An 18,271-nucleotide genomic window follows, 5' to 3' on the forward strand; every position below is an offset into this window, starting at 1 on the left:
AGATATTTGACGAAATTCCGGGTAAACCCGCGACGTCATACGCAAATCTAACGCGTACCATGTCATACGACGACGTACTACAAAAATCGCCACCCTCGACGCCGACGCGGGCCATCGCCCCGTCCGCCGCCCGACCGGAGACTCCCTTGGCCACACCTGCCCTGCCCGGCCGCGACCCGCTCGCGTCCGCCGTCTCGAAAGTGAAATGGCACGTGCTGCCGCTCGTGCTGATCATGTTCATCGCGAACTACATCGACCGCGTCAACGTCGGCTTCGTCGATCGCCACCTCGAGGCGTCGATCGGTATCGGCGCGGCCGCGTACGGACTCGGTGCCGGCCTGTTCTTCGTCGGCTACGCGCTGTTCGAAGTGCCGTCGAACCTGCTGATGCAACGCTACGGCGCGCGCATCTGGCTTGCACGGATCATGGCGACGTGGGGCATCGTCGCCGCCGCGATGGCGTTCGTGTGGAACGACACGTCGTTCTACGTGCTGCGCTTCCTGCTCGGCGCGGCCGAGGCCGGTTTCTTCCCCGGCGTCGTGCTGTACCTGTCGCAATGGCTGCCGCCGCAGGAGCGCGGCAAGGCGATGGCGATCTTTCTCGGCGGCTCCGCGTTCGCGTCGGTGCTGTCCGGGCCCGTGACCGGCGCGCTGCTGTCGATCCACGGCTTCGGCCTGCAGGGCTGGCAGTGGATGTTCCTGATCGAAGGGATGTTCTCGGTCGCGCTGTGCGGCGCGAGCTGGCTGCTGCTGAAGTCGCACATCCGCGACGCGACATGGCTCACCGCCGACGAACGCGCGGCGCTCCAGAACGCGCTCGACGAAGAACGCGCGACCCGCGACGTGCGCTCGAAGGTGCACGTATCGGCCGCCACGCTGCTGCGCGATCCGCAGATCGTGCTGTTCTGCTTCCTGTATTTCTCGATCCAGCTCACGATCTACGCGGCCACCTTCTGGCTGCCGACCATCATCCGCAAGATGGGCGGCCTCACCGATTTCCAGGTCGGTCTCTACAACATGATTCCGTGGATGATCGCGATCGGCGCGATGTACGGCTTCGCGGTGCTGTCCGCGAAGTGGAAGCATCCGCAGCGCTGGCTGTCGTTCGCGCTCGTGCTCGCCGCGTGCGGGCTGTTCGCGTCGACGTCGCGCGATCCGGTCTGGTCGTTCGCATCGATCTGCTTCGCCGCGCTCGGCTTCAAGGCCGCGTCGTCGCTGTTCTGGCCGATCCCGCAGGGCTATCTCGACACCCGCGTGGCCGCGGCCGTGATCGCATTGATCAATTCGATCGGCAACCTCGGCGGCTTCGTCGCACCGACGGCCTTCGGCTATCTGAAGCAACATACGGGTTCGATCACGGGCGGCCTGTATGCGCTCGCGATCGCGTCCGTCGTCGCCGCGGTTGCCGCGCTGTTCGCCCGCACGCACCGGCGCAGCGATCCGCCGCGCGGGCTGCCCGCCGACGAGTCCTTCACGAACACCTCGATGCTCCGCCATGCCGAACACTGACCGCCTGACCGTCGTCGTCTCGAATGCCGTCGACGGCGACCTCGCCACGTTCTCGCTCGCGTCCGACGGCGCGCTCGCGCCGCTCGCCCGCTACCCGGCCGGCGACGTCGCGATGCCGATCGCCGTGCAGGCCGATCGCGCGCGGTTGTACGTCGCGACGCGCGGCGAAACGCCGACGATCGTCGCATTCCGTGTCGCGACGACCACCGGTGCGCTCGCCCGCATCGGCGCAACCGCGATCGACGCGAGCCTCGCCTATCTGTCGCTCGATCGCGGCAGCCGCTGGCTGCTCGGCGCATCGTATGGCGGCAACTCGCTGAGCCTCTACGACGCCGCTCGCGTGCGCGACGGCGACGGCGCGCCGCTGCAAGTCGCGCACGGCATCGCGAACGCACATGCCGTTGTCGTGTCGCCGGACAATCGGTTCGCGTACGTGAGCTCGCTCGGCTCGGACCGAATCTTCACGTTCGCGCTGGTCGAGGATGCAGACGGCCTGCGCGTGCTCGAGCACGGCGAAACGCGCGTGCCGGGCGGCTTCGGCCCGCGTCACTTGCGCTTCGCGCGCGACGGCCACACGCTCGTCGCGGTCAGCGAATTCCAGGCCACGCTCGCCACCTTCTCGAGAGAGCCCGACAGCGGCCGCCTCGGCAACGCGCAGGTCAGCGCGCGCCACCCGGCCGTTGTCGATCTCGCGCAAGGCCATGCACGCCCGCCCGCGCCGACCGTGCCAGCCGCGTGGGCCGCCGATCTCCATCTGACGCCGGACGAGCGTTTCGCGTACGTCAGCGAACGCACGTCGAGCCAGTTGCTCTGCTATCGCCGCGATGCGGACGGCACCTTCGAACCCGCGCACGCGACGGCCATCGAAACGCAGCCGCGCGGCTTCGCGATCGATCCGTCGGGGCGCTGGCTCGTCGCATGCGGCGAGCAGTCGGAATACGTGGCGGTCTACGCGATCGCGCCAGATGACGGCGCGTTGTCGTTGCGCGCGCGTGTGGCCGGCGGTCGCGGCGCGAACTGGGTCGCGATCATCTGACGGATTGAATGACCGATGGATGGCACGATCCATTGATTGATCGATGCCGCGCGCACGACCGACATCGGCCCGCGCCGCCCGGCACGCCGTCAGCGCCGCTCGCTCGGCGCGACGCCGGTCCAGCGCTTGAACGCACGCGTGAAATTGGCGCGGTCGGTATAGCCGACCCGCGCCGCGATCTCGTCGATCGGCAAACGCGTGCCCTCGAGCAACCGGAGCGCATCGCGCAGCCGGATCTCGTCGAGCAGCGCCGAATAGGTCGCACCGAATTCCGCAAGCTTGCGCTTGAGCGTGCGCGCCGACACGTGCAGCTCGCGCGCGACGTCGTCCACCGACGGATAACCGGCGTCGCCGCAGATCAGCAGGTTGCGCACGCGCTCGACGATGCTTTCCGCATAGCCGAGCCGCGCGAGCTCGGCCTCGCATTGCTGGACGATCATCTGCGCGGTCTGCGCGTTCGCGGTGCCGATCGGCTCGTCGAGCAGCGCGGCGTCGCAGCGGATACGGTTCGCGCTCGCGTTGAAATGACAGCGCGGCAGCCGCGCGCGATAGCGCTCGAACCACGGCGGTTCCGGCCATTCGAAATGCAGCTCCGCGCGCGACTGCAGCGTGCGCCCCGGCGCGGGATCGAGCAGCGAGTTGAACAGGATCGCCGTCTCGACCAGGAAATTTTCCACCGCGAACTGGCGCAGCCGGCCGAGCGCAAACGCCTCGAGCACGTCGATGTCGACGATCCCGTCGAGCTGCACGAGCCGCACCGAGAAGAACGGCACGCGCGTCGGCAGATAGCGGATGCCGAGCGCGATCGCTTCGCCGAGCGTCGCGCAACTCATCAGCCCGAAGCCGATCAGTCCGGATTTCGTGAGACTGCTGCGCAGGCCGATCTCGATCGCGATCGACGGATCGTTCGTCGCATCGAGCAGGTTGAACACGATCGTGGCCTGCTGCAGCGGCGTGATGCGTGCATCGGGCCGGGCGAGCCAGTCGCGCTCGACGCCTGAGCCGGCGAGAATCCGGCCGCCGTCGATGCCGCGCTCCTCGGCGAGCATCAGCATGAACAGCGCATACGCGGACGATACCGTCGCCTTGTTCAACTGGCGCGCGGCATCCGGAACGGACAGGGCCATGCGGCGGACTCCGGAGCGGTTTCGGCGGATTGTAGCGTCGCTGGCCCGCAATGACACCGCGGCATGCCTCTAGCGGCGGCGCACGACGGCGACAGCCCGTCGGTCATCGTGGCCCGAAATGACACCATGTTTGGCACCAGCGGCCCTCGCGCGCATGGCAGCGCACGCCTATGCTTTCCACATCGGCATTGCGCCCCACCCTTTCCGCACGGATTCCGCTCGATGAGCCAACCCGCACGAACCGTCTTTCGACATGACGCAGACAAGGTCGCGTACGTCCGCCGCGAGGTCAACGCCGCGAGCGACGCGATCCGCGCGCGCTTTCCGCTGCTCGACAACCAGAACCTCGTCGGCGCGACCGTGATGGCCGTGTCGGTGAGCGCGATGCTTGCGATCGCGTGGCTGTATGCGCGCGGCGCGATCGCGTGGTACGTCGCGCTGCCGCTCGCCGCATTCGTCACGTCGCTGATCCACGAACTCGAGCACGACCTGATCCACCTGATGTACTTCAAGAAGACGCCGTGGGCCTATCACCTGATGATGGCGCTGTGCTGGCTCACGCGGCCGGGCACGATCAATCCGTGGACGCGCCGCCGCATGCACCTGCATCACCACAAGGTGTCGGGAGGCGAGTCGGATCTCGAGGAATTCGGCATCACCAACGGCGAACGCTGGGGCGTGAAGCGCCTGTTGATGATCGCGGACGGCATGCTCGCCGTCGTGCTGCGGCCGGACGCGATGCGCCGCAAGGTCCGGCAGTACGTGGCCGCGCAGCCAGTGCAGGATGCGGCCGAGCGCGCGCAACTGCGCATCGAGCAGGTGTCGTCCTACATGCCGATCGGTCACGCGTATTACGCGCTGTGGCATGCGTTCATCGTCTACCACGCCGGGCTGTTCGCGCTGCATGCGTTCGGTTATGCGGTGAGCGTGCCGGCCGTCGTCGCGCGCACGATGCACGTCGTCGATTTTCTCGCGGTCGTGTGGCTCGGGCCGAATTTCGTGCGCAGCTTCTGCATCAACTTCGTCAGCTCGAACATGCATTACTTCGGCGACATCGATTCGCGCAACGTGATCCAGCAGACGCAGGTGCTCAATCCATGGTGGATGCTGCCGTTCCAGCTGTTCTGCTTCAACTTCGGCAGCACGCATGCGATCCATCACTTCGTGGTGCGCGATCCGTTCTACATTCGGCAGTTGACCGCGCGCACCGCGCACAAGGCGCTGCGTGAAGTCGGCGTGCGGTTCAACGACGTGGGCACGTTCAAGCGTGCGAATCGCTGGGGCGCGTATCGTCCGGTGCGCGGGGTGCGAAGCACGCAGCCGGCCGACGCGTAACGGCGGCGCGCGGCGTTGCCCGCCGTGGTGGCTCCGCCGGTCTGTCGGCCCTTCAGTCGCCGATCGGCGGCATCGGCCCGTGCCCGCGGATCCACGCCCAGTTCGCGAGTTCGGCCATTTCCTTGTCGCCGCGGCTGTCGCCGTACGCGAACAGTTTCGCGGGCAGCCGGTTGCCCCACCAGCCGCGCAGGCGCACGACCTTCTGCGGGCCCCAGCAGTTCTCGCCGTTCAGCCGTCCGGTGAACGTGCCGCGCTCGAACGCGAGGCGCGTCGCGAGCACCGTATCGATGCCGACCGTACGCGCCCACTTCTCCAGATACAGCGACGGCGACGCGCTCACCAGCACGACTTCATGCCCGCGCGCCTGATGTTCGCGCACCCGTTCCAGCATGTCCGGGCGCACGAGGTTCGGCAGGTAGCCGTCGACGAAGCTGCGTGCAAGCGCGTCCAGCGCGTCTTCGCGGATCGGCCCGAGTGCGAACCACGCGAACTTCGCCTTCGCATCGCCGCGCGACAACAGGCCGACCTTCATCGCGACGAGCCACGGCAGCGCGCGTAGGCCGGCCCATGCGAAACGCGGCGTGCCGACCGCGTAGCGGACGAAATGACGGAAGCTGTCGGTGGTCGTGATGGTGCCGTCGAAATCGAATGCGGCGACGATGCGGTCGGTCATGGAGAGGCGGGAAAGCGCTGAGATGCCCGGGAAGATAGCAGACTCGCGCGGCCGTGCGTCCGGGCACGGGCGTGAATGGCGGCACGGCTCTTCTGTGCCGCCGCAATCCGGGCAGGGCAGCGCCGTCGCGCGCGCCGCGGTCGGCGGCTTGCCGCCGATTTCCACTGATCGCCAAAGGGAGTGGCGATCCGCCGCCAGAGTTTGCTATACTCTCGGTCTTCCGGAGAGATGGATGAGTGGTTTAAGTCGCACGCCTGGAAAGCGTGTATAGGTTAATCGCCTATCGGGGGTTCGAATCCCCCTCTCTCCGCCAGGACACGTGAAGCCCCTTGATTCCGCTGAGAAATCAAGGGGCTTTTCTTTTTCCCACCGCGATCTCCCGCATCCCGAGCCCCCGCTCTCACGGATGCCGAATGTAATCCACCAACGCCTGCGTATATTCATCCGGCTGCCGATCGAGCAGACTCACCGCGATCGCCACCGCGAATCCCGCTGGCACGCCGAACACGCCCGAGCTGATCGGCTCGATCCCGAACCACGTCCGCCCGGCGAACCCGGTCAGCTGCGTGAAGAACGGATACGTCGACACGATGTAATACACACACACCGCGAGCCCCGTCAGCATCCCGGCAATCGCACCGCGCGTCGTCGTGCGTTTCCAGAACACCCCAAGCACGAGCACCGGAAAGAAACTGGATGCCGCGAGCGAAAACGCCGCCCCGACCAGGAACAGAATCTTCCCCGTATTGAGCGACGCGACATACGACGCGAACAGCGCAACGCCCAGCAGCAACACCTTCGAGATCGTCACGCGCCGCTGGCTCGACGCATCCGGCGCGACCATGCAGTAATACACGTCGTGCGACAGCGCATTCGCGATCGTCAGCAGCAACCCGTCCGCCGTCGATAGCGCAGCGGCCAGCGCACCGGCCGCGATCAGCCCCGACACGACGTACGGCAGCCCTGCGATCTCCGGCGCGGCCAGCACGACCATGTCCGGCTGCATCTGGATCTCCGACCAGTGCACGATGCCGTCGCGAATCACCTCGACGACGCTGATCAGGTCCGGTTCGAAGTGATGCCACTGCGTGACCCACGCGGGCAATTCGGCGATCGGCCGCCCGACGAGATTGGTGAGGATTTCGTACTTGATCAACACCGCGAGCACCGGCACGCTCAGGTAGAACAGCGCGATGAAGAACAGCGTCCAGCCGACCGAACGCCGCGCGGATGCCACCGATGTCGTCGTGTTGTAGCGCGTCAGGATGTGCGGCAGGCTCGCGGTGCCGAGCGACAGGCACAGCAGCAGCGCGAGGAAATTGCGCTCGCGCGGCTTGCGCTCGTCGTCGTTCGCCGCGGGAAACGGCTCGTGCATCGGCACGGGCGGCTCGGCGCGTGCCAGCAGGTCGTCGCGTGCCTGGGTCCACATCACGCGCGCCGCCGTCGCGTCGCGCGGGAAGTCGGCCAGTTCGCGCTCGCGCTGATTGATCTCGCGCAGCGGCCCGTTGTGGCGCCGCAAGTCCGCAAGCTGGTCGACGAGCCGGCGGCGCGCATCCGCATACGACTCGGGCAAACGATCGAGCTGCGTCTGCACGACCGCGGCCTGCCGGCGATACGCATCGCGCACCTGCTGCTCCTCGGCTGCGTCGCGCACCTGTGCCTCGCGCGCCGCCACGCGCTCCATCAGCTTGCCGTAATTGAACTGCGGCACCGGCCCGAGCCCGTTCTTCATCGCGATCAGCGACACGGGAATCAGGATCGCGCTGATCAGGATGATGTACTGCGCGACCTGCGTCCACGTGACCGCGCGCATCCCGCCGAGAAACGAGCACACGAGAATGCCCGCGAGCCCGCAGAAGATTCCGATCGCGAAGTCGACGCCGATGAAGCGCGTCGCGATCAGCCCGATGCCCTGGATCTGCGCGACCAGATAAACGAACGAGCACAGGATCGCCGCGCCGGCCGCGAGCGCACGCACGGCGGTGCTGGAAAAGCGCGTGCCGAGAAAATCGGGAATCGTGTAGCGCGCGAGCTTGCGCACGTACGGCGCGAGCAGGAACGCGACGAGGCAGAATCCGCCGGTCCATCCCATCACGTACGCGAGCGCATCGTAGCCGGTTGCGTACAGCGAGCCGGCCAACCCGATGAACGACGCCGCCGACAGCCAGTCGGCCGCCGTCGCCATCCCGTTGAACGCGGACGGCACGCGCCGCCCGGCGACGTAGTATTCGACCAGATCGGACGTGCGCGACAGCAGCCCGATCACCGCATACACGGCAATCGGCACGAACAGGAACACGTAGCCGATCCACACGCCGGAGCCGGTCGCACGCTCGATCCGCCACAACAGCAGCACGAACCCGAGAAAACCGAGCGTGTAAAGCGCGTATGCGCGAATCAGTCGATGCGTCAGCATGGATCAGCGCGCATGGTGCGCATCGGCGGCCTGCGCCGCATGGTCGTCGTACGCGCGCCGCAGCACGCGGTCGGCGCGCTGCATCAGGCCGATGTACACGACGATCAGCACGAGATACACGAGAATCGCACCCTGCGCGCCGATATAGAACGGGAGGCTGAAACCGGCGAAGCGAATGCCGGCGAGCGCGGGAGCGAAGAACGGCACGACGAACGACACCGTGAAGCCGATTGCCATCAGCACGACGATCAACACGACGTTGAAACGCCAATAGCGCGCATGGGCACGCGCGAGCAGCTCGGGAACGGGCGGCGGCGCGGCAGGCGCCGGACGGGATGAAACGGTCATGCCGTTATTTAGCAAAAAGCCCCTGCACGGGCAATCGGGATTGCCGCGCAGGGGCTCGTGCGCGCAACGTGCGCAACCGGTGCGATCAGCGCACTTCGGCCAGCTGCTCGAGGATCGCCGGGTTCTCGAGCGTGGAGGTGTCCTGCGTGATCGCCTCGCCCTTCGCGAGCGAGCGCAGCAGGCGCCGCATGATCTTGCCCGAGCGCGTCTTCGGCAGGTTGTCGCCGAAGCGGATGTCCTTCGGCTTCGCGATCGGACCGATCTGCTTGCCCACCCAGTCGCGCAGCGTCTTGGCCAGCGCCGCGGCCTCCTCGCCTTCCGGACGCGAACGCTTGAGCACCACGAACGCGACCACCGCCTCGCCCGTCGTGTCGTCCGGGCGGCCGACCACCGCCGCTTCCGCCACCAGCTCGTGCGACACCAGCGCCGACTCGATCTCCATCGTCCCGAGCCGGTGGCCCGACACGTTCAGCACGTCGTCGATGCGGCCCATGATCGTGAAGTAGCCGGTGTCCTTGTCGCGCACCGTGCCGTCGCCGGCGAGGTACAGCCGCCCGCCGAGTTCCTCCGGGTAATAGCTCTTCCTGAAGCGCTCCGGGTCGCCCCAGATCGTGCGGATCATCGCCGGCCACGGACGCTTGACGACGAGAATGCCGCCTTGCCCGTTCGGCACGTCCTGGCCCGTTTCGTCGACCACCGCGGCCATGATGCCCGGCAGCGGCAGCGTGCACGAACCCGGCACCGTCGGCGTCGCGCCCGGCAGCGGGGTGATCATGTGGCCGCCGGTTTCGGTCTGCCACCACGTGTCGACGATCGGGCAGCGCTCCTGGCCGACGTGCTTGTGGTACCACATCCACGCTTCCGGATTGATCGGCTCGCCGACCGTGCCGATGATGCGCAGGCTCGACAGGTCGTAGCTCTTCGGATGGACGTGGTCGTCGGCTTCCGCGGCCTTGATCAGCGAGCGGATCGCGGTCGGCGCGGTGTAGAACACCGTGACCTTGTGAGCGTCGATCATCTTCCAGAAGCGGCCGGCGTCTGGATAGGTCGGCACGCCTTCGAACACGACCTGCGTGCCGCCGCACGCGAGCGGGCCGTAGGTGATGTACGTGTGGCCAGTGACCCAGCCGATGTCGGCCGTGCACCAGAACACGTCGGCGGGCTTCCAGTCGAAGGTCCACTTCATCGTCTGCGCGGCCCACAGCAGGTAGCCGCCGGTGCTGTGCTGCACGCCCTTGGGCTTGCCGGTCGAGCCCGACGTATAGAGGATGAACAGCGGATGCTCGGCGCCGACCCATTCCGGAGCACACGTGTCGGACTCGCCGTCGGCGATCTCGTGCATCCACAGGTCGCGCCCGGCGTGCCAGTCGATCTTGCCGCCGGTGCGGCGGTAGACGATCACGCTCTTCACGGCCTCGCAGCCGCCCATCGCGAGCGCCTCGTCGGCGATGCTCTTGAGCGGCAGCGTCTTGCCGCCGCGCGCCTGTTCGTCGGCGGTGATGAGCGCGACCGCGCCGACGTCGACGAGCCGCTCGTTGAGCGACTTCGCGGAGAAGCCGCCGAACACGACCGAGTGCGTGGCGCCGATGCGCGCGCAGGCCTGCATCGCGACGATGCCCTCGATCGACATCGGAATGTAGATGACGACGCGATCGCCCTTGCCGATGCCGCGTTTCTTCAGCGCATTCGCGAAGCGCGACACGCGCGCGAGCAGATCGGCGTAGGTGACGCGGGTGACGGTGCCGTCGTCGGCCTCGAAGATGATCGCGACGCGTTCGCCGTTGCCGGCTTCGACGTGACGGTCGAGGCAGTTGTACGACGCGTTGAGCTCGCCGTCGTCGAACCACTTGTAGAACGGCGCATTGCTCTCGTCGAGCACCTTGGTGAACGGCTTGTGCCAGGTCAGGCCCTCGCGCGCGAGGCGTGCCCAGAAGCCTTCGTAATCCCGCTCGGCCTCGGCGGCCAGCGCGCGGTAGGCCGGCATGCCGGAAATGGTCGCCGCCTTCTCGAGCGCCTCGGGCGGCGCAAACTGACGGGTTTCGTGAAGAACCGATTCAATCGCAGACATCGACTACCCCTTGGTGAACATGAATCCTCTGCATGGCGGCGCGATCATGCGCGCCGCGTCTTGGCCGGCGCTTGCGCGCCGCTGTCTCCCACTCACCCGCGCGCGGCCCGGAGGCTGCACGCGATGCTGCGCCGCACCACGTCACATGACGGCGGACGTGCGGCTCGGCGATATCCACGATAAGCGCTCGAACTTACCCGTCACTTACGCGGCATCGCCGTTTCGCACGCCGGGCGGCGCCGCCTTGCGGTCTGCTTTACGCTGTTACAACCGCGACCCTACAATCCTAACTGAACTCGCCTCCCGGATTCCAGCTTGAATCGCTACGCCCTCTTCCTCATCCTGTCGATGCTGTTTGTCGGCAGCAACGTCGGTATCGGCAAGTCCATCGTCGTCTTCGTCCCGGTCGCCATCCTCGCCACGCTGCGCTTCGTGATCGCGATCGCCGTGCTGTGGCCGCTGTTCAGCCCGGTGAAGATGCGCGCGGTGCGGCGCGCGGAATGGCTGAACCTGTTCCTGCAGGCGTTCTTCGGCACCTTCATGTTCACGCTGTTGATGCTCAACGGCGTGCAGCGCACGAGCGCGGTCGCCGCCGGCGTGATCACGAGCACGATCCCGGCGATCGTCGCGCTGTTCGCGTGGCTGATCCTGCGTGAAAAACCGAACGGCCGTGCGCTCGTGTCGATCGCGCTCGCAATCGCCGGCGTCGTGACGATCAACCTCGCCAACGGCAGTGCAGGCAGTGCATCCGCGCACGGCGCCGGCGGCGCAGCGGCCGGCTCGCTGACCGGCAACCTGCTGATCCTCGGCGCGGTATGCTGCGAATCGATCTACGTGATCCTGTCGCGCCGGCTCACGCAGACGCTCGCGCCGATCGACATCTGCGCGTACACGCACCTGTTCGGCCTGTGCCTGATGCTGCCGCTCGGCGCGACGGCGATGTGGCATTTCGATTACGCGAGCGTGCCGGCCGGTACGTGGGCGCTCGTCGTCTGGTACGGGCTGTCGGCCAGCATCTTCTCGTTCTGGCTGTGGATGAAAGGCATCCGGCACGTGCCGGGCAGCCTCGCCGGCGTGTTCAGCGCGGTGCTGCCGGTCGCGGCCGCCGCGTACGGCATCGCGTTCCTCGGCGAACGTCCCACTTTCGCGCACGGCATCGCGCTCGCCTGCGTCGTCACCGGCATCGTGCTCGCGAGCCTGCGCGTGAAGCGCGTGGCAGCCACGGCGTCCTGATCCGTCCCCGGCAGCCCCGGCGCGTCGCTGCAGTCGCGCCGGCCGACGCGTTACAATAGCGCGCCTTTTTCAAGATTACCCTCGATACCCGCGCCCAGCGCCGACTCTCCACCATGTCTGCCCCGCATTCGCCCGGCTCCACCCGTCGTCCCCTGCGCCCGCTGCCCGCACTGATCTTCATGAGCCGCTGGCTCCAGGTTCCGCTGTATCTGGGCCTGATCGTCGCGCAGGCCGTCTATGTGTTCCTGTTCCTGAAGGAAGTCTGGCACCTGCTGTCGCACGCGACCGCCCTCGACGAGATCAGCGTGATGCTCGCGGTGCTCGGCCTGATCGACGTCGTGATGATCTCGAACCTGCTGATCATGGTGATCGTCGGCGGCTACGAAACCTTCGTGTCGCGCCTCGGCATCGAGGGCCATCCCGACGAGCCCGAGTGGCTCGACCACGTGAACGCGGGCGTGCTGAAGGTCAAGCTGTCGATGGCGCTGATCAGCATTTCGTCGATCCACCTGCTGAAGACCTTCATCAACCCGGACCAGCACACGACGCACGCGATCATGTGGCAAGTGATCATCCACGTGTCGTTCCTCGTGTCGGCGCTCGTGATGGCGTGGGTCGACCGCCTGACGACCCACACGCACCCGGCCCATTTCCACGAGCCGCATGCGCCCGCCCCGGCCGTGTCCCGCGCATCGGCCGAAGCGGCCAACGCATAAACGTATTCCCCACAGTCCTCACAGAGTCTCAGCCATGACCGTCATCAAACAGGAAGACCTGATCCAGAGCATCGCGGATTCGCTGCAGTACATCAGCTACTACCATCCGCTCGACTACATCCAGGCGCTCGGCCGCGCGTACGAGCTGGAAGAGAGCCCGGCCGCGAAGGACGCGATCGCGCAGATCCTCACGAACAGCCGCATGTGCGCGGAAGGCCGCCGCCCGATCTGCCAGGACACCGGCATCGTCACGATCTTCGTGAAGGTCGGCATGGACGTGCGCTGGGACGGCGCGACGATGGGTCTCACCGACATGATCAACGAAGGCGTGCGCCGCGGTTACACGCACCCGGACAACGTGCTGCGCGCATCGATCGTCAATCCGCCGGAAGGCGCCCGCAAGAACACGAAGGACAACACGCCGGCCGTGATCCACTACGAGATCGTGCCGGGCGACAAGGTCGACGTGCAGGTTGCGGCGAAGGGCGGCGGCTCGGAGAACAAGTCGAAGTTCGTGATGCTGAACCCGTCCGACTCGATCGTCGACTGGGTGCTGAAGACGGTCCCGACGATGGGCGCCGGCTGGTGCCCGCCGGGCATGCTCGGGATCGGCATCGGCGGCACGGCCGAAAAGGCGATGCTGATGGCGAAGGAATCGCTGATGGAGCCGATCGACATCCAGGAAATCATCGCGCGCGGCCCGAAGGACTGGATCGAGGAACTGCGCGTCGAACTGCACGAGAAGGTCAACGCGCTCGGTATCGGCGCGCAGGGCCTCGGCGGCCTCGCGACCGTGCTCGACGTGAAGATCATGGCTGCGCCGACGCACGCGGCGTCGAAGCCGGTCGCCCTGATCCCGAACTGCGCGGCCACGCGCCACGCGCACTTCGTGCTCGACGGCTCGGGCCCCGCGAAGCTCGAGGCACCGTCGCTCGACGCGTGGCCGAAGGTCCAGTGGGAGCCGAATACGGAAACCAGCAAGCGCGTCGACCTGAACACGCTGACGCCGGAAGAAGTCGCGAGCTGGACGCCGGGCCAGACGCTGCTGCTGTCGGGCAAGATGCTCACGGGCCGCGACGCGGCGCACAAGCGCATCGCCGACATGCTCGCGAAGGGCGAGAAGCTGCCGGTGGACTTCACGAACCGCGTGATCTACTACGTCGGCCCGGTCGATCCGGTGCGTGACGAAGTGGTCGGCCCGGCAGGCCCGACGACGGCCACGCGGATGGACAAGTTCACCGAGATGATGCTCGCTCAGACGGGTCTGATCTCGATGGTCGGCAAGGCCGAACGCGGCCCGGTCGCGATCGATGCGATCAAGAAGCACAAGGCGGCGTACCTGATGGCGGTCGGCGGTGCGGCCTACCTCGTGTCGAAGGCGATTCGCGGCGCGAAGGTGCTCGCATTCGAAGACCTCGGCATGGAAGCGATCTACGAATTCGACGTGCAGGACATGCCGGTGACGGTGGCCGTCGATTCGTCGGGCACGTCGGTGCATCAGACCGGTCCGAAGGAGTGGCAGGCGAAGATCGGCAAGATCCCGGTCGCAACCGCTTAAGCACGGCGACGAAAGGCCGGACGGATGTCCGGCCTTTTTACTTCTCATTCTCGTTATTGCGCGCGGCCCCTTATCCGGCGCTGATTCTCATTACCCGCGAAAGGCAGGCCCGGCAAGGCTTCGAGGCTTGGCTTTTCTCGTTCGAGCGATTATCGTTCGGTTTCTGAAGCCCCATTGAACAAGGAACAGCCATGCAAGGCGACAAGAAAGTCATCGAATACCTGAACGCCCAACTGAAGAACGAACTCACGGCGATCAACCAGTACTTCCTGCATGCGCGCATGTACAAGCACTGGGGCCTTGACAAGCTCGGCAAGCACGAATACGACGAATCGATCGGCGAAATGAAGCACGCCGACTGGCTGATCGAGCGCGTGTTCATGCTCGACGGCCTGCCGAACCTGCAGGACCTGCACAAGCTGCTGGTCGGCGAGGAAACCGAAGAGATCCTGAAGTGCGACCTGAAGCTCGAGCAGATCTCGCAGTCCACGTGCAAGGAAGCGATCGCATACTGCGAATCGGTGCGTGACTACGTGTCGCGCGAAATCTTCGAAAAGATCCTCGACGACACCGAGGAGCACATCGACTGGCTGGAAACGCAGATCGACCTGATCGGCAAGGTCGGCCTGCAGAACTACCAGCAGACGATGATGGGTTCGCCCGAGTAAGCGCCACGCTAGCCACGCCCGCCACGATCGCCACCTCGCATTCCGCATGACGACGACGAACCAGCCAGCCGCTTCCCGGGTCCGCCCCGACGCCCCCGTCGGCATCTTCGATTCGGGGCTCGGCGGCCTGTCGGTGCTGCGCGCCGTGCGCGCGCACCTGCCCGGCGAGTCGTTCGTCTACGTCGCCGACTCGCAGCATGCGCCTTATGGTCCGCGCGACGAGGCATTCATTACGGAGCGCACGCTGGCCATCGGCGAGTGGCTCGCCCGCGAAGGCGCGAAAGCGCTCGTGATCGCGTGCAACACCGCAACGGCGCGGGCGATCGCGGCCATTCGCGAGCGCCTGGCGATCCCGCTCGTGGGTGTCGAGCCGGGCATCAAGCCGGCCGCCGCGCTGTCCGCGACCGGTGTCGCGGGCGTCCTTGCCACGCAATCGACGCTGAACAGCCCGCGCTTCCAGGCGCTGCTCGACCGCTACGGCGCCGGCCGGCGCTTCATCTGCCAGCCTGGCCACGGGCTCGTCGAAGCGATCGAGCGCGGCGACACGAACTCGCCCGCGTTGCGCGCGCTGCTCGAGCGTTACCTGCAGCCGATGCTCGACGAAGGCGCCGATACGCTCGTGCTCGGCTGCACGCACTACCCGTTCTTCACGGAAACGATTCGTGAGCTTGTCGGCGACCGTCTGACGATCGTCGACACGAGCGATGCCATCGCCCGGCAGCTCGCGCGGGTGCTCGACGAACGCGGCCTGCGCGCGCCGGCCGGCACACGTGCCGCGCCGCCCCGCTTCTGCTCGACCAGCGACGGGCTGCAATTGCGCGCACTTGCGTCGTCGCTGCTCGGCCTCGACGCGCCCGTCGAATCCGTCACCATTTCCTCGCCGAACGCGCACGCCTGCGCGACCTTCTGACGCGGGCCGGCACGCCGCCGGTTCGCCCTCTCCCGCGCCGCCTGTCGTTACAAGGGTCTGATGGCCTTAAAAAAAGCCGCACCCAGGCTTGTCAACGTTCGCAAATTTAATGATAATAATTCGCATTAACGTTAGCTATCGCAACTCATCATGATCGTCTGCGTGTGCAAGTCTGTATCCGATCGCAAGATTCGCGCGTCCCTGGCCGAAGGCGTGAGCTCTTTCGACGAGCTCCAGTTCGAACTCGGCGTGGCTACGTGCTGCGGCAAGTGCGAGGAGTCCGTGCGCGACCTGATGGCCGAGCAAGGCGTCTGCGCGAGCCGGTGCGGCGTCGAGCATCACGCTCATCCGATTCCGGTGACGTTCTACGACCGCAAGGCCGCCTGAGCGGCACCGAGCGTACCCGTTGCGGCTGCGGCCGCATTTGATGTCCGTCCGTCAGCAAGCCACCTTTCGCGCGAGCCAGCGGCTTACCTGCCAAGGAGCCTGTCATGGAATTGCTGATCGGATTCGTGACCACCGTGTGCATTTCGCTGCTGATCTTCCGCAAGTAACACCGATTCACCCGCCGCGCCCCGGGTGCGACGTCGTACTTTCAAGCTAACATGCAGGCTTCGCAATCCGCTCCTGCCGGCGTCCTGCCGGCTGTCTCACGTATGAATCCCCGGGTCATCACCGTCGCGGTCGGTGTGCTTGCCGCACATGCGATCATGCTGACGGCCGCGTGGCTTCATCGCAACGCGCCGCCGCCGAAAACGGTCGAAGTCCAGTCGATCACCGCGCAGCTCATCGCGCCTGCGCCGCCCGCGCAGCCGGTCGCGGTCGAATCGGCCGCACAACCCGCGCCGCCCAAGCCCACGCCGCGCGTGAAGCCGAAGGTCGAACCGAAACCGGTACAGAAAGCAGTCAAGCCGACGCCTCAGCCGGTCGCACAATCACCGTCTCCGACGCCCGCCCCGGCAGCCGATCCGGCACCCGCGCCCACCGCGCCCGCGGCCGCCCCCGCTGCACCGGCGGCCGCGCCCGGCCCGGCCCGTGAGACGATGCAGGTCAGCGCGCCGAAGAACGTGTCGGCGCTCAAGTGCAGTTTCGTGAAGCCGACCTATCCGTCGATGTCGCGTCGCCGCGGCGAAACGGGCACGGCGTATGTTCACTTCGTCATCGGCTTGACGGGGAAGATCGAAAGCGTCGAGTTGCAAAAGAGCAGCGGTTACCCGCGCCTCGACGAGGCAGCGCTGGAGGCGACACGCGCCAGCACCTGCCCGCCGTACCTCGAGAACGGGCAAGCGATTCGCGCCGCCCATACGCTGCCGTTCAACTTCACGCTCGACGATTAACCTGCCTCATTCGGAAGATTCAAAGGAAACAAACATGCAAAGCTACGGTATCGCGCACGTCTGGGCGCAAGGTGATTTCGTCACGCGCGCCATCGCGATCACGCTGCTCGTGATGTCGGTCCTGTCGTGGATCGTGATCATCGTCAAGGGCTGGAACGTGGTTCGCCTGAACCGTCTCACGAAGAATGCCGAGCAGGCATTCTGGCATTCGGACGATTTCGACGACGGCATCAAGAAGCTCGGGCTCGCCGCATCGACGCCGAGCGACAACCCGTTCCTCGCGCTCGCGCTGTCGGGCAAGGAAGCCGCCGATCACCACCATCAGACGCAACCGCACCTGCACGACCGCATGGACGTGTCGGACTGGGTCACGCGCTGCCTGAAGGACACGATGGACGAAGGCATCTCGCGCATGCAGGCCGGCCTTGCGATTCTGGCGTCGATCGGCAGCACGGCGCCGTTCGTCGGCCTGTTCGGCACGGTCTGGGGCATCTACCACGCACTGCTCGCGATCGGCGCAACCGGCCAGACGTCGATCGACCAGGTCGCGGGCCCGGTCGGCGAGTCGCTGATCATGACGGCCTTCGGGTTGTTCGTCGCGATTCCGGCAGTGCTCGGCTACAACGCGCTGACCCGTGCGAACAAGGGTGTCGTCAGCAAGCTGCGCCGCTTCGCGCACGGCCTGCACGCCTACTTCGTGACGGGTGCGCGCCTCGCGTCGTCGTCGGCCCGCGACGGCCTGCGCCTTGCCTCGCGCGCCAGCTGAGACGGGGTGAACCATGGCAATGAACACCGGCTTCAGCGATGACGACGACGATGGCGTGATGAGCGAGATCAACATGACGCCGCTCGTCGACGTCATGCTCGTACTCCTGATCATTTTCCTCGTGACGATTCCGGCGATGCAGCACGCGGTGAAGATCGACCTGCCGCACGCAAGCAGCCAGCCCGTCGACGAAAAGCCGGAGACGGTCGACGTCGCGATCCAGGGCAACGGCACGATCCTGTGGAACGACCAGACGGTCACGCGCGAGCAGTTGCAGGCGCACATCGCCGAGGCGGCACAGCATCAACCGCAACCGGAGTTGCACCTGCGCGCCGACCGCAAGGTCGCGTATGAGCGTGTGGCCGAAGTGATGTCCGATGCGCAGGCCGGCGGCCTGACGAAGCTCGGCTTCGTGACGGAGCCGACCGCGAAGGCGAAGTAACGCACGCGCGTTGTCTCACCGGCCGCACCTCGCCGGCCGCGCCTCGCCGGTAGCACCTAGCCGGCCGCACCTAGCCGGCCGCACCTCGCCGGTAGCACCCAAAGTAAAAGGCCTTCATCGCCAGATGAAG

17 protein-coding genes and 1 tRNA gene are annotated in these 18,271 nt (G+C 66.5%); 13 read left to right on the forward strand and 5 right to left on the reverse strand.

The window, feature by feature from the left end; translation table 11 throughout:
• Window positions 1–146 precede the first annotated feature (146 nt).
• Window positions 147–1,508, forward strand: coding sequence for an MFS transporter (locus WS51_RS21295; RefSeq protein ID WP_069229751.1), 1,362 nt, complete (start codon window positions 147–149; stop codon window positions 1,506–1,508).
• Entirely contained in the window at window positions 1,495–2,544 is a 1,050-nt protein-coding gene (locus WS51_RS21300) for a lactonase family protein (RefSeq protein ID WP_069229752.1), read from the forward strand. The genes WS51_RS21295 and WS51_RS21300 overlap by 14 nt, the downstream gene beginning before the upstream one ends.
• 89 nt (window positions 2,545–2,633) lie before the next feature.
• Here the strand turns inward: WS51_RS21300 and WS51_RS21305 are convergent, their stop codons facing one another.
• Entirely contained in the window at window positions 2,634–3,671 is a 1,038-nt protein-coding gene (locus WS51_RS21305) for an AraC family transcriptional regulator (protein ID WP_059546754.1), read from the reverse strand.
• 222 nt (window positions 3,672–3,893) lie between these two features.
• Between WS51_RS21305 and WS51_RS21310 the strand changes: the two genes are divergently transcribed.
• Window positions 3,894–5,006, forward strand: coding sequence for a fatty acid desaturase (locus WS51_RS21310; RefSeq protein ID WP_059769972.1), 1,113 nt, complete (start codon window positions 3,894–3,896; stop codon window positions 5,004–5,006).
• A gap of 52 nt (window positions 5,007–5,058) precedes the next feature.
• On the opposite strand, the gene WS51_RS21315 is transcribed toward WS51_RS21310, so the two are convergent.
• Window positions 5,059–5,679, reverse strand: coding sequence for an HAD family hydrolase (locus WS51_RS21315; RefSeq protein ID WP_069229753.1), 621 nt, complete (start codon window positions 5,677–5,679; stop codon window positions 5,059–5,061).
• 222 nt (window positions 5,680–5,901) lie between these two features.
• Here WS51_RS21315 and WS51_RS21320 point away from each other — a divergent pair.
• Window positions 5,902–5,992: transfer RNA gene (locus WS51_RS21320), tRNA-Ser, on the forward strand.
• Window positions 5,993–6,079: 87 nt separating this feature from the next.
• On the opposite strand, the gene WS51_RS21325 is transcribed toward WS51_RS21320, so the two are convergent.
• The 3 genes from WS51_RS21325 to acs all read right to left on the reverse strand — a co-directional run bounded on the left by WS51_RS21325 (window position 6,080) and on the right by acs (window position 10,511).
• The gene (locus WS51_RS21325; protein ID WP_069229754.1) at window positions 6,080–8,095 is read right to left on the reverse strand and encodes a sodium:solute symporter family protein; all 2,016 of its coding nucleotides are present in this window, start codon (window positions 8,093–8,095) and stop codon (window positions 6,080–6,082) included.
• A 3-nt stretch (window positions 8,096–8,098) separates the two neighbouring features.
• Window positions 8,099–8,443, reverse strand: a complete 345-nt coding sequence (locus WS51_RS21330; protein ID WP_059546760.1) for a DUF4212 domain-containing protein — start codon at window positions 8,441–8,443, stop codon at window positions 8,099–8,101.
• Window positions 8,444–8,528: 85 nt separating this feature from the next.
• Window positions 8,529–10,511 carry an acetate--CoA ligase gene (acs, locus tag WS51_RS21335; protein WP_069229755.1) on the reverse strand — a complete coding sequence of 661 codons (1,983 nt, stop codon included), beginning with the start codon at window positions 10,509–10,511 and terminating at the stop codon, window positions 8,529–8,531.
• Between the two features lie 315 nt (window positions 10,512–10,826).
• Between acs and WS51_RS21340 the strand changes: the two genes are divergently transcribed.
• The 9 genes from WS51_RS21340 (at window position 10,827) to WS51_RS21380 (ending at window position 18,141) form a co-directional block, all read left to right on the forward strand.
• Window positions 10,827–11,744: a DMT family transporter gene (locus tag WS51_RS21340; RefSeq protein WP_060023329.1), complete on the forward strand. Its 918-nt coding sequence runs from the start codon at window positions 10,827–10,829 to the stop codon at window positions 11,742–11,744.
• Window positions 11,745–11,857: 113 nt separating this feature from the next.
• Window positions 11,858–12,460 (forward strand): TIGR00645 family protein, encoded by a 603-nt coding sequence (locus tag WS51_RS21345; RefSeq protein ID WP_059449477.1) that lies wholly within the window; start codon window positions 11,858–11,860, stop codon window positions 12,458–12,460.
• Between the two features lie 34 nt (window positions 12,461–12,494).
• Entirely contained in the window at window positions 12,495–14,018 is a 1,524-nt protein-coding gene (locus WS51_RS21350; RefSeq protein ID WP_059449476.1) for a fumarate hydratase, read from the forward strand.
• A 191-nt stretch (window positions 14,019–14,209) separates the two neighbouring features.
• Window positions 14,210–14,686 (forward strand): bacterioferritin, encoded by a 477-nt coding sequence (gene bfr / locus WS51_RS21355; RefSeq protein WP_006482753.1) that lies wholly within the window; start codon window positions 14,210–14,212, stop codon window positions 14,684–14,686.
• A gap of 46 nt (window positions 14,687–14,732) precedes the next feature.
• Window positions 14,733–15,596 carry a glutamate racemase gene (gene murI, locus WS51_RS21360; RefSeq protein WP_069229756.1) on the forward strand — a complete coding sequence of 288 codons (864 nt, stop codon included), beginning with the start codon at window positions 14,733–14,735 and terminating at the stop codon, window positions 15,594–15,596.
• A 150-nt stretch (window positions 15,597–15,746) separates the two neighbouring features.
• On the forward strand, window positions 15,747–15,983 hold the full coding sequence (locus WS51_RS21365) for a (2Fe-2S)-binding protein (RefSeq protein WP_011885486.1): 237 nt from the start codon (window positions 15,747–15,749) through the stop codon (window positions 15,981–15,983).
• A gap of 218 nt (window positions 15,984–16,201) precedes the next feature.
• Entirely contained in the window at window positions 16,202–16,933 is a 732-nt protein-coding gene (locus WS51_RS21370; protein ID WP_059805408.1) for an energy transducer TonB, read from the forward strand.
• 34 nt (window positions 16,934–16,967) lie between these two features.
• Complete coding sequence (locus WS51_RS21375) at window positions 16,968–17,699, forward strand: MotA/TolQ/ExbB proton channel family protein (protein ID WP_059449473.1); 732 nt, start codon at window positions 16,968–16,970, stop codon at window positions 17,697–17,699.
• A 13-nt stretch (window positions 17,700–17,712) separates the two neighbouring features.
• Window positions 17,713–18,141, forward strand: coding sequence for an ExbD/TolR family protein (locus tag WS51_RS21380; RefSeq protein WP_069229757.1), 429 nt, complete (start codon window positions 17,713–17,715; stop codon window positions 18,139–18,141).
• Window positions 18,142–18,271: the final 130 nt, after the last annotated feature.

Source organism: Burkholderia territorii (genome assembly GCF_001718335.1).
In the GTDB taxonomy this organism is placed as follows: domain Bacteria; phylum Pseudomonadota; class Gammaproteobacteria; order Burkholderiales; family Burkholderiaceae; genus Burkholderia; species Burkholderia territorii.

Excerpts from the sequence above, each read along its gene's own strand:
- WS51_RS21375 (WP_059449473.1), top strand. The coding sequence starts at position 16,968 with ATGCAAAGCTACGGTATCGCGCACGTCTGGGCGCAAGGTGATTTCGTC.
- WS51_RS21345 (WP_059449477.1), top strand. The coding sequence starts at position 11,858 with ATGTCTGCCCCGCATTCGCCCGGCTCCACCCGTCGTCCCCTGCGCCCG.
- WS51_RS21310 (WP_059769972.1), top strand. The coding sequence starts at position 3,894 with ATGAGCCAACCCGCACGAACCGTCTTTCGACATGACGCAGACAAGGTC.
- bfr (WP_006482753.1), top strand. The coding sequence starts at position 14,210 with ATGCAAGGCGACAAGAAAGTCATCGAATACCTGAACGCCCAACTGAAG.
- WS51_RS21300 (WP_069229752.1), top strand. The coding sequence starts at position 1,495 with ATGCCGAACACTGACCGCCTGACCGTCGTCGTCTCGAATGCCGTCGAC.
- acs (WP_069229755.1), bottom strand. The coding sequence starts at position 10,511 with ATGTCTGCGATTGAATCGGTTCTTCACGAAACCCGTCAGTTTGCGCCG.
- WS51_RS21380 (WP_069229757.1), top strand. The coding sequence starts at position 17,713 with ATGGCAATGAACACCGGCTTCAGCGATGACGACGACGATGGCGTGATG.
- murI (WP_069229756.1), top strand. The coding sequence starts at position 14,733 with ATGACGACGACGAACCAGCCAGCCGCTTCCCGGGTCCGCCCCGACGCC.
- WS51_RS21350 (WP_059449476.1), top strand. The coding sequence starts at position 12,495 with ATGACCGTCATCAAACAGGAAGACCTGATCCAGAGCATCGCGGATTCG.
- WS51_RS21370 (WP_059805408.1), top strand. The coding sequence starts at position 16,202 with ATGCAGGCTTCGCAATCCGCTCCTGCCGGCGTCCTGCCGGCTGTCTCA.
- WS51_RS21365 (WP_011885486.1), top strand. The coding sequence starts at position 15,747 with ATGATCGTCTGCGTGTGCAAGTCTGTATCCGATCGCAAGATTCGCGCG.
- WS51_RS21325 (WP_069229754.1), bottom strand. The coding sequence starts at position 8,095 with ATGCTGACGCATCGACTGATTCGCGCATACGCGCTTTACACGCTCGGT.
- WS51_RS21305 (WP_059546754.1), bottom strand. The coding sequence starts at position 3,671 with ATGGCCCTGTCCGTTCCGGATGCCGCGCGCCAGTTGAACAAGGCGACG.
- WS51_RS21330 (WP_059546760.1), bottom strand. The coding sequence starts at position 8,443 with ATGACCGTTTCATCCCGTCCGGCGCCTGCCGCGCCGCCGCCCGTTCCC.
- WS51_RS21315 (WP_069229753.1), bottom strand. The coding sequence starts at position 5,679 with ATGACCGACCGCATCGTCGCCGCATTCGATTTCGACGGCACCATCACG.